This window comes from Nocardia sp. NPDC004722, assembly GCF_053601505.1.
The window spans coordinates 1-11,085 of the sequence record NZ_JBSGBY010000264.1; the positions used below are offsets into that span (position 1 = coordinate 1).

An 11,085-nucleotide genomic window follows, 5' to 3' on the forward strand; every position below is an offset into this window, starting at 1 on the left:
ATCGCGGCATCGGCGATCTGGTGCGGGCTCAGCGCGAACTGCTGTGGCTGGGCGAGCACTGCCGCGTATTGCAGGTCGCCTCACCGAGTTTCGACGCCTCCGCCTTCGAAGCGCTCATGGCCTTCGGCTCCGGCGGCACCGCCGTCGTCGCGCCGCCCGACGTCTTCGGTGGCGAACCGCTGACGGAACTCATTGCCGCGCAAGGCGTCACCCACCTGGTCATCACGCCGTCCGCGCTGGCCACCCTCGATCCGGACGCCGTGTCCAGCGTGCGGGTGCTCGCGGTGGCGGGCGAGGCCATCGGCCCGGACCTGGTGGCGCGCTGGTCGACCGGCCGCACCCTGGTCAACCTGTACGGCCCCACCGAATTCACCATCTGGGCAACGGCTTCCGAACCCCTGGTCGCCGGGCAGCCGGTCACCATCGGCACCCCCATCCGCGGCGCGGGCACCCTCGTCCTCGACGAACGCCTGCGCCCGGTGCCCATGGGCGTGGCCGGGGAACTGTACCTGGCCGGAGCCGCCCTGGCCCGCGGCTACCACGCCCGGCCCGGCCTGACCGCCGCCCGCTTCGTCGCCGACCCCTACGGGCGGGCGGGCGAACGGCTCTACCGCACCGGCGATCTGGTGCGCTGGACCGGCTACCTCGACGAACCCCGCCTGGAATACCTGGGCCGCACCGACTTCCAGGTGAAGGTGCGCGGCCAGCGCATCGAACTCGGCGAGATCGACGCCGCCCTGGCCGCCGCCGACGGCGTCGAATTCGCGGTCACCCTCGGCGTCCCCGGACCCGGCGGCGCGACCGCGCTGGCCGCCTACCTGCTGCCCGAACCCGGCGCACAGGTCGACCCGGCGGCCGTGCGCGCCCACGCCGCCGACCGGCTGCCCGGCTACATGGTGCCCACGGCGTTCGTGGTGCTCGACGCCATCCCGCTCAACGCGGTCGGCAAACTCGACCGCAAGGCGCTGCCCGCACCGGTTTTCGAGGCCGCCACCGAATACCGCGCGCCCACCACCGAACTCGAGACGGTGCTCGCCGAGATCATCGCCGAACTGCTGGGCCGCGACCGGGTCGGCGTGCACGACTCGTTCTTCGCGCTCGGCGGCGACAGCATCCTCGCCATCCAGCTGGTGTCGCGGGCACGGCTGCGCGGCATCGAACTCACCCCGCTGCAGGTGTTCGAGCACCGCACCGTCGCCGCGCTGGCCGCACTCGCCGCCGCGGCGGGCGAGACGATCGTGCTCGAGGAGCTGCCCGGTGGCGGGGTCGGCGAGATCCCGCTCACCCCGATCGTGCGCTGGATGCTCGAAAGAGGCGGCGACCACCGCAGATTCGCGCAGACCGCGGTACTGGAACTGCCGCGCGGCATCGCGCGTGAACAACTCGTCGCCACCGTCACCGCCGTCGTCGATCAGCACGACATGCTGCGCGCCCAACTGGCTTTCGTGGACGGCGACTGGCGACTGCGCACCCGCCCGCCCGGCGCGGTGAACGTGGACGCGCTGCTGCACCGCATCGAATTCGACACCGGCGACGGCGTCGAACTACGCGAATACGCCGTCACCGAACTGGATTCCGCGCTCGGCCGCCTCGATCCCGACCACGGCACGGTACTGCAACTGGTGTGGCTGGATCCGGCCCCCGACAGCCCGCCCGACCGGCGCGGCCACCTCATTCTGGTGGCCCACCACCTGGTCATCGACGGCGTGTCCTGGCGCATCCTGATTCCGGACCTGATCGCCGCCTGGGCCCAGGTCAGCGGCGGCGCGGACCCGATCCTGCCCGACACCGGCACCTCGATGCGGCGCTGGGCCTACGCCCTGGCCGAGGCCGCGCGGCAACCGGACCGGGCCGCCGAACTCGAGTACTGGCAGCAGGTGTGCGCGACGGCCGATCCGCGCCTGGGCGCCCGCGAACTCGATCCGGCACTCGATCGCGTATCGACCGTGCGCAGCGTCGAGGTCGACCTCGACGCCGACACCACCACCGCACTGCTCACGACCGTGCCCGCCCTCTTCGACGGCACCGTCGAGGACGCCCTGCTGGCCTGTCTCGCCCTGGCCATCCGGCGCTGGCGGATGGAACCCATCGAGGCGGTGCTGATCCGGCTCGAAGGGCACGGACGGCAGCAGGAGATCATCGCGGGCGCGGAACTGTCCCGCACCATCGGCTGGTTCACCACAGTGTACCCGGTGCGACTCACGCTGTCGGACATTCCGATTCGCGACGCGCTGGCGGGCGGGCCCGCCATGGGCGACGCCATCCGCGCGGTGAAACACCAGCTGGCGGCCGTGCCGGACAAGGGCATCGGCTACGGCATGCTGCGATATCTGAACAGCGACACCGCCGCGCTGCTGCCCCCACGGGTGCCCGGGCGCATCGGCTTCAACTACCTCGGTCGCTACGCCACCGCCGACATTCCGGCCGGGCTGGAGGATCTCGGCTGGCTGCCCACCGACACCTTCGGCGACCTGCACGCGGGCGAGCACGCCGACGTGCCCGTCACCGCCGAGGTCGAGATCAATGCCGTCGTCGTCGGCGACCGGTTGCAGGCGAGCTTCACCTTCCCCGAAAGCCTGCTGCCCCGCCACGAGATCACCATGCTCGCCCACCTGTGGACCGACGCCCTCTCCGCCGCAGCGTATTTCACCACCACCCCCGCCGCCGAACTCGCCGCCGAAGCCGAACGCCAGGCGATGGCCGAACTGCGCGAACAACGCGCCGCCGCCGAACTCGCCGCCGCGATCAAGCAGGCCGCCCGCGCCTACGCCGACCCCGCCACCACCCCGGCGCTACAGCATCTGCAACCCGTCCAGCAGATGCTCCCGACGTTCGTCCTCGGCTATTTCTCGCGCACCGCCAAAGCCCCCGAATGCCTGTGCACGAATCTGGGTGAGACCGGTCAGGGCGTGGCGACCATCGCCGGGGTGCGCGCCCGCTCGGTCCTCATGCGCCCGGTGGTCTGCACGGGCGAGACCGAGCTGTTCCGCCGACTGGAGATCGGCCTGAATCTGTCCTGGTCGAGCGACGGCGAGACGGTCACGCTGGCCATCACCGGGGCTGATCCGGATCGCTTCCCGAGTCGGGTCGCGTTGCGCGAGTACATCGTCGACGAGTTCGAGTCCTGGGGCCTGCGACCGCGGTTCTGGACGTAAACGATCTCTTGTTGACGGCGTGCCAGTATAGGTGTAACCATGGGGAACAGTTACTTAGGTCACGTCTCGAGAGGCTCTGACAATGACGTCAGCACCCGTACACGCCGATCCCGACCTGGAGATCGCCCGGCAGTACGCCGAGAAGCTCCTGCTGCTGTCGCAGGGTTCGGTCGACAAGCACTTCGATCCTTTCACCGATATCGATTGGGACAACCCCGATTTCGCGGTCACCCCGAACGACAAGCGCTGGATCCTGCCGGTCTCCGGTGACATGTTCGCCCGGCACCCCTGGTATCAGGCTCAGTCCGAGGCCCGCAAGATCGCCATCGGGCTGTGGCGGCAGGCCAATATCGCCAAGGTGGGCCTGCAGTTCGAGACCCTGCTCATCGGCGGCATGGTGCAGCACACCTTCAAGCTGCGCAACGGCTCGCCGGAGTTCCGCTACTGCACCCACGAGGTCATCGAGGAGTGCAATCACACCCTGATGTTCCAGGAGATGGTGAACCGCATCGGAATCGACGTGCCGGGCATGGGGCCGCTGCTCAAGCAGCTCACCTATGTCGTGCCCGCGCTGGCCTCGCTGTTCCCGAATCAGTTCTTCATCGCCGTGCTGTCGGGCGAGGAGCCGATCGACCACGTGCAGAAGGCGATACTGCGCGCCGGCGAGGACGTGCACCCGATCATGCGCGGTGTCATGGCGATTCACATCGCCGAGGAGGCGCGGCACATCTCCTTCGCCCATGAGTTCCTCGAACACCATGTGCCGCAGGCGAACCCGCTGAACAAGTTCGTGCTGTCGCTGGCCTTCCCGATCGTCATGTGGATCGGCGGGCGGGCGATCGTGATCCCGCCGCGCGCCTTCTTCCGGGAGTTCGACATCCCGCGCGAGGTGCGCAAGGACGTCTTCTTCGGGCAGCCGGAAGCCAAGGAGGCGTTCGCGGGCTTCTTCGGTGACGTGCGCTCGCTGGCCAAGCGGATCGGGCTGATGAACCCGGTCGCCAAGCAGGTGTGGAAGGTGTTGGGTATAGACGGCCCGACGACCCGCTATCGCTCCGAGCCGGATCGGCCAGGGCAGGTCCGAGCCGCGTGACCAAGGGGGTTCGGGGGCGAAGCCCCTGAGAGTCCCGAGAGTTGGGTTTCCCCTGACCGGGTGCGGTAGACGTTACCCGAATTCACATGTAATACTCGGTGCGTCCGGACGCCGGTGTCCGGACGCGACCAGAAGCGAGAACCTCGATGACGCGGCATGTCGACGTACTGATCATCGGCGCGGGCCTGTCCGGTATCGGCATGGCCTGCCACCTGACCAGGGAGAAGACCGGGCGCAGCTACCTGATCCTGGAACGCCGGACCGCCATCGGCGGCACCTGGGACCTGTTCAAGTACCCGGGCATCCGGTCCGACTCCGACATGTACACCTTCGGCTACGGCTTCCGGCCCTGGCACGGCACCAAGGTGCTCGCCGACGGACCCCACATCCGGCAGTACATCGAGGACACCGCGCGCGAGTACGGCGTCACCGATCACATCCGCTTCGGTCGCAAGGTCACCAAGGCCGCCTGGTCCAGCGAGCAGGGCATCTGGACCGTCGAGGTGCTCGACGAGCGCACCGGCCAGACCGAGACCTACACCAGCGACTTCTTCGTCGGCTGCACCGGCTACTACGACTACGACAACGGCTACCGGCCCGCGTTCCCCGGCGAGGAGAACTTCCGCGGGCAGATCGTGCACCCGCAGCACTGGCCCGAGGACCTCGACTACCGCGGCAAGAAGGTCGTGGTGATCGGCAGTGGCGCGACGGCCATCACCCTCATCCCGGCCATGAGCACCGACGCCGCGCACGTCACCATGCTGCAGCGCTCGCCCACCTACATCGCCGCGCTGCCCGCCGACGACCCGGTCGCGGTCGGCTTCAAGCTCGCGAAAGTGCCTGCCGCCCTTGCCTACAAGGCAGGCCGGGCCCGCAATATCGCGTTGCAGCGGGCCAGCTACCAGCTCTCGCGCACCAACCCGAAGCTGTCGGCCAAGCTCATGCTGGCCGCGGTGCGAGCTCTGGTCGGTCCCGACATCGACATGAAGCACTTCACCCCGAGCTACAACCCGTGGGATCAGCGCCTGTGCGTGGTCCCCAACGGCGACCTGTTCAAGGTGCTGCGCAAGGGCGAGGCGTCCATCGTCACCGACACCATCGAGACCTTCACCGAGAAGGGCATCCGGGTCTCCTCGGGCGAGGAGATCGAGGCCGACATCATCGTCAGCGCAACGGGTTTGAGCGTGCAGATGCTCGGCGGCGCACAGCTCGAGGTGGACGGCGAGCCCCTCGCCACCCGCGACCTGGTGGCCTACAAGGGCGCCCTGCTCGGCACGGTGCCCAACATGATGGTGGTGCTCGGCTACACCAACGCCTCCTGGACGTTGAAGGCCGACCTGGCCGCCGAGTACTTCTGCCGTCTGCTGAACCACATGCGCGACAACGGATTCACCGAGGTCGTCGCCGTGCCCGAGGAGGGCGACCGCTCCGAGGCGTCGCTCATGGGCGGCGCGCTGACCTCCGGCTACATCCAGCGCGGCGACGGCGTCATGCCGCGCCAGGGCACCCGCGGACCGTGGCTGGTCATCAACAACTACTTCCGCGACCGCGCCATGCTGCGCAAGGCCCCGCTCGAGGACGGCGTGCTGCGCTTCCGCCGCAGCGCCCGCGCCGCGGCGCCGGTGACGGCCGAATCCCGTTCCGCCTGATCATCTCCGGACCCGTGAACCCGGCCGCGCCCCTTCGGGTACGGTCGGGTTCTTCATACGGGAGGGGAGAACCCATGAACTATCCGGCCGAGTCGATCCAACTTCGCGAGAAGGGCCTGGCGGCCGCGCGTGCGGGGCGGGTCGAAGCCGCGGAACAACTGCTGCGCAGCGCCTTCGACGCCGGGCACGCGGGAGCCGCGGGAGATCTGGCGGATATCGAGTTGCAGCGCGGCAATCGCGACGAGGCCATCGTCTGGTGGCAGCGGGGCGCCGAATCCGACGACGCCGCCTGCCTTTTCGAGGTCGGCTACCTCGACGAGGCCCGCGGTGATCTGACGGCCGCCGAGAGCTGGTACCGGCGCGGAGTCGCCGTCGGCGGCGCGAGCAGCCTGCTCAATCTGGCCACCATCCTGGAGAACCGGGGCGAACGCGCCGAGGCCCTGGAACTCTACGAGCGCGCCTGGACGGCCGGGATGGACAAGGCCGCGTTCAATATCGGGCGCATCCTCGACGACGGCGGGCGCGGCGATCTGGAAGCCGCCGCGGTCTGGTACACCCGGGCGGCGGATCTCGGAAATTCCGGGGCCGCATTCAATCTCGGGTTCGTGCGCGGCGACCAAGGCGATCGCGAAGGCATGCTGACGGCCTGGCGGCGCGCCGCGGCCTACGGCCATCCCAAGGCCGCCGCGGCACTGGCCGAGCACCACGGACGCCACGGCACTCCCGCGCAGGCGCGGTACTGGTCGGAATTCGACGACGCGCCAGGCGGTTTCAGCTTCGAATTCGAGGCGCTCGGCGGCTGGGGCGCGGCCGCGGCCATCCATCGGCAGGACCTGCTCAACGAGGCGCTGGGCGACGGCTACCTGGCCTACGACCTCAAAGCGCGGACGCTCACAGCCGGGGATACCGCTTATGGCGGCCTCACCATGCTCGGCAGCTTCTCCAATCTCGATCAGAGCTGGCTGTGGTCGTGGGCCAACCCGCACCTCGATTCCGGCAGCCCGGCCCTCGAACGGACCGCGGAGATCCGGAAATACGGTGTGCGCAATGGCATTCCGGAGCTGATGAGCGGGCGGCTGGACCTGTCCAACTTCCCGAACCCCAAGCAGGCGGCGACCACCATGGTGATCGCGGCGGCCACCCTGCTGGGCGGCAACGGGGTCAAGGCCATCGGGATCAACGACGGCGCGGGCGTCACCTACCTGCACGTGGACGATCCACGGTTGCCCGCCGACGAATACGAGCCGCTGCGCATGCCGCGTTTGATCATGACGGCGGCCGAGGTCTTCCCGGCCGCGGACCCGCGGCTCATCGTGGAGGGTGTGCTGACCAATTACGGGCCCAGCCGCATACAGATCGGACCGAACGCCATGATCGGCCATCTTCCCGACGGTCACCGCCTCGCGGTCGAATTCTCCGAGGACGGGCTGATCACGGCCATCACCTCCGATCCGGCCCGCGCGCAGTCGTGATCAAGCCAGTAATCGGGCGGCTGGCCCTTTCCCGGTGACCGGGCGCGGTCGCAGGATGGAGGGATGACCACCACGCCTGCGTTCGAGTCCCTCGTGCGAGACGAATTCGCGCCCGCCACCACCTATCTCAACGCGGCGAGCTACGGACTGCTGCCCGCGTCCGTGGTGGCGGCCGTGACCATCGCCGAGGAACAACGCATGCGCGGGGAGTTCGACATCCCGGGCGTGGATCCGATCATCGACGAGTGCCGGGCCGCGTTCGGTCGGCTCACCGGGTTCGACGCGTCGCAGGTGGCGGTCGGATCGCAGGTGTCGCAGCTGGTCGGGCTGGTGGCGCAGAGCCTGCCGGCGGGCGCGGGCGTGCTGGTGCCGGAGCACGAATTCAATTCCGTGCTCTGGCCTTTCCTGGTGCGCACCGACCTCGACGTCCGGGTGGTGCCGCTGGCCGACCTGCCCGCCGCCATCGGGCCGGACACCGACGTGGTCGCCGCCGCCGTGGTGCAGTCGGCCGACGGCGCGGTCCTGGATGTCGCCGCGACCGTGGCCGCCGCACGGGCGCACGGCGCGCGCGTGCTGTTCGATGTGAGCCAGGCGGTCGGCTGGCTGCCGGTGCACGACACCGGCGCGGACTGGGTCGTGAGCGTCGGCTACAAGTGGCTGCTCGGTCCCAAGGGCACCGCCTTCCTGGCGGGAACGCCTGCGGCGCTGGCGGACCTGAGCCCGCTCGCGGCGGGCTGGTATGCCGGGTACAACCCATGGGAGACCTGCTACGACGGTCCGCTGCGGCTGGCGTCGGACGCACGGCGCTTCGATGTCGGGCCGGTGTGGCCCGCGTGGATCGGGCAGCGGCGCAGCCTGCAGATCATCGAAGAGGTTGGCGTGGAGACCATTCAGCGGCACGATCTGGCGCTGGCGGATCGGCTGCGCAAGGGACTCGGCCTGCCCGAGAGCAATTCGCCGGTGGTGTCGCTGGAGGTGTCGGAGGCGGCGCTGGAGCGGGTGCGGGCAGCGCGGATCGTCGGCGCCATGCGGGCCGGTCGGCTGCGGCTGGCGTGCCACCTCTACAACACCGAGGAGGATGTCGACCGGGCGCTGGACGCGCTGGTCGGCTAGATCGGCTGGAAGCCGCTGCCGACACCCTTGCCCGCGTCGACGGCGAAGCGGATGGTGTCGAAGGCGACGGCGATGACGGGGGAGTGGATGGGGTTGCTGGAATCGGTGCAGCTGAAGCGCAGTGTCCGGGTGTCGCTGAAGAGCGGCGCGGACACCATGCCGACCAGTTGGTCACCGGCGGTGACCGGCGCACCGGAGTCGCCGTAGCTCGAGCAGGCCTGTTCCATGAACCCGACCGGACTCGAGGCCCACACCACGCCGCAGCCCAGACCGCTGGTCCGGCCGTTCTGGCAGACCACGCTCCAGGCGGGCGGGGCGGACGCCATACCGGCGATGGTGCCGCCGTTGACCGTCCGCAACGGGGTCACCACGCTCGGATCGAATTCGATGACGGCGTAATCGAGTTCCGCGTCGGAATCACGCACCACGCCGACCACCCCGGCGTCCGGGAACTGCTCGCCACGCACCGGTGTCCCGGATTCGGCGCAGTGACCGGCGGTGAATCCGACCAGGCGTCCGGCGGCGTCGTAGCCGATGGTGGTCAGACTGCACTTGGTCGATCGGCCGAAGACCAGGCCGGAACCGCCGCCGAGCGCGGCGACGGTGTCTCCCGGATCGGCCTGCGCGGCCGGGGCGGCGGGCAGTCCGCAGGCCACGAGCACCGCCGCCGGTGCGATCCAGTGCCGTGCGAACTGCATGAGCCAACCACCGATCCGACTCGAGGTCTATAGCTACACGGTAGCTCCGTGGTTCAACTCAGCCAGATCGGGCGCTGTGCGGCGAACGGATCGGACTGGACGTGCGGTGCCTCGGACCAGATCATGGTCTCGCGCCGGTCGAGAGTGTAGCGGGGCCAGGCCGGGCCCGGGTCTGCGTTGCTCACGAACGCCACCCACGCCCGATGGACAGCGTCGGCCAGCGCCTGCGGCGGATTGTCGCCCGCGATGGCGGTCACGCCCTGCGCGCGCAGGCAATCGAAGGCGAACGGGACGTCCAGGCAGTGGAACGAACTGCCTTGGAAATTGGGCGCATTCGAGGCCCAGGTGAACTCGTAGAGCCAGGTCGGCTGATCGCGGCCCGCCCGCATCTCCGCCACCCGGAAGGACGGCATGCGAATGACCGCGTCGCTCTGCGCCTGTCCGGCAAGCTGATTCGCGCTCAGACTCGGATAGGCGGTGCGGAATCCGGGGGCGGACGACGGCGCGAAGCCCAGTGCGCCCAGGGCGACCGGCAGGGTCGCGTCGGTGACCTCCGGCTGCGCGCCGCTCAGCGACGCGGCATTGAATTCCTGCGCGGTGAATCCGATCAGCAGCGGAATACCTTGATCCGCACCGGATTTCAGGACATCGGCGCTGGTTGCCGGGATGAGCGCGCCGTCCGCCCACGGGGCCAGGCCCAGCAGGGTGGCGGCCGTGCTGTCCGGGCCGGGGGCGCGCAGCTTGTCCTCCATGTCCTGTAGTTGCGTCTTGCTCACGTCGCGCAGGGCGGCCGCGGTGGCGGGCACGCCGGTGCGCTTGGTGAACAGCTGCGACATGGCCAGCGCGGTGGCCCGGTCGTTGGGCTGGGTGACCGCGCCGGACTCCGAGATGCCCGCGCGGAACAGACCTTTCGCCGAGGGCGTGTTCATCAGCGCCCACACCGCGCCGCCACCGGCCGACTGGCCCGCGATCGTCACCTTGGCCGGGTCGCCGCCGAAGGCCGCGATATTGTCGCGCACCCAGGTCAGGGCCGCGATCCAGTCCAGCACGCCGCGATTGTCCGGCGCGTCGTCCAGGTGCAGGAAGCCCTGGATGCCCAGCCGGTAGCCGACCGACACCAGCACCACGCCGTCGCGGTTGAAGGTGGCGCCGTCGTACCAGGGGCTGGCCGGGCTGCCCGCGACGAAGCCGCCGCCGTGAATCCACACCAGCACCGGCAGTTTCGCGGTCTTGTCCGGGTTCGGGGTGAAGACGTTCACGGTCAGGATGTCGTCGCCCGGGATGGACGGCTCGGGGATGGCGGTGACCTCCGCGAGCTGTTTGATCTGCGCGGTCGGGCCGTAGCGGGTGCAGTCGCGGGTCTCGACCCACGGCACCGGCGGCTTGGGCGCGGCGAAGCGCAGATCGCCCACCGGCGGCTGCGCGAAGGGAATGCCCAGGAACGCCACGCCCGTGTCGCGCCGCTCGCCACGCACCGGCCCCGAGCCGGTCCGGACCGTCTCCGCGCTGTTCTTGTCCGACCCGGATTTTCCGCTCGAACACGCCGCGGTCAGGGCCAGCACCCCCGCTCCCAGGAGCAGGGTCCGCCGCCCGAACTGTTCCGCCGCCATGCCAACCTCAGATCCAACATTTAGGTCAATGCTTGAAATAATTACTCGACACCATAATCTCAACCCCGTGGACCCCGCATCCCCGCCCACCGACTCGGCCGCCATCCGCCGCCGCAACCTCGGCCTGGTCCTGCGTCACATCGCAGACCACGGCCCCTGCGCCCGCACCGAGGTGGCCGCCGCCACCGGCCTCGCCCACGGCTCGGTCACCGCCCTGGTCGCCGACCTCACCGACCGTGGCCTGCTGCGCGAGGACGACGCCCTGCGCTCCGGCACCCGCGGCCGGGGCGGCCGCGGG

Annotated in this window: 8 protein-coding genes; 6 read left to right on the forward strand and 2 right to left on the reverse strand. The window is 69.7% G+C overall.

What is annotated here, in order from left to right; genetic code table 11:
* The 5 genes from ACWELQ_RS24285 to ACWELQ_RS24305 all read left to right on the forward strand — a co-directional run.
* Positions 1 to 3,155 (forward strand): condensation domain-containing protein (locus ACWELQ_RS24285; RefSeq protein WP_452399346.1); only part of this gene is annotated, 3,155 nt, incomplete at its 5' end.
* 82 nt (positions 3,156 to 3,237) lie between these two features.
* Complete coding sequence (locus ACWELQ_RS24290) at positions 3,238 to 4,245, forward strand: AurF N-oxygenase family protein (protein WP_452399347.1); 1,008 nt, start codon at positions 3,238 to 3,240, stop codon at positions 4,243 to 4,245.
* A gap of 146 nt (positions 4,246 to 4,391) precedes the next feature.
* The gene (locus ACWELQ_RS24295; RefSeq protein ID WP_452399348.1) at positions 4,392 to 5,894 is read left to right on the forward strand and encodes a flavin-containing monooxygenase; all 1,503 of its coding nucleotides are present in this window, start codon (positions 4,392 to 4,394) and stop codon (positions 5,892 to 5,894) included.
* A 74-nt stretch (positions 5,895 to 5,968) separates the two neighbouring features.
* Complete coding sequence (locus ACWELQ_RS24300; protein ID WP_452399349.1) at positions 5,969 to 7,366, forward strand: tetratricopeptide repeat protein; 1,398 nt, start codon at positions 5,969 to 5,971, stop codon at positions 7,364 to 7,366.
* Between the two features lie 63 nt (positions 7,367 to 7,429).
* Positions 7,430 to 8,479 carry an aminotransferase class V-fold PLP-dependent enzyme gene (locus ACWELQ_RS24305; protein ID WP_452399350.1) on the forward strand — a complete coding sequence of 350 codons (1,050 nt, stop codon included), beginning with the start codon at positions 7,430 to 7,432 and terminating at the stop codon, positions 8,477 to 8,479.
* On the opposite strand, the gene ACWELQ_RS24310 is transcribed toward ACWELQ_RS24305, so the two are convergent.
* Together ACWELQ_RS24310 and ACWELQ_RS24315 are read right to left on the reverse strand one after the other, a co-directional pair.
* On the reverse strand, positions 8,476 to 9,177 hold the full coding sequence (locus ACWELQ_RS24310) for a hypothetical protein (RefSeq protein WP_452399351.1): 702 nt from the start codon (positions 9,175 to 9,177) through the stop codon (positions 8,476 to 8,478). The genes ACWELQ_RS24305 and ACWELQ_RS24310 overlap by 4 nt on opposite strands.
* A gap of 53 nt (positions 9,178 to 9,230) precedes the next feature.
* Complete coding sequence (locus ACWELQ_RS24315) at positions 9,231 to 10,787, reverse strand: carboxylesterase/lipase family protein (RefSeq protein ID WP_452399352.1); 1,557 nt, start codon at positions 10,785 to 10,787, stop codon at positions 9,231 to 9,233.
* 67 nt (positions 10,788 to 10,854) lie between these two features.
* On the opposite strand from ACWELQ_RS24315, the gene ACWELQ_RS24320 reads away from it, so the two are divergent.
* The coding region (locus ACWELQ_RS24320) for a MarR family transcriptional regulator (RefSeq protein ID WP_452399353.1) at positions 10,855 to 11,085 on the forward strand (231 nt) is incomplete at its 3' end.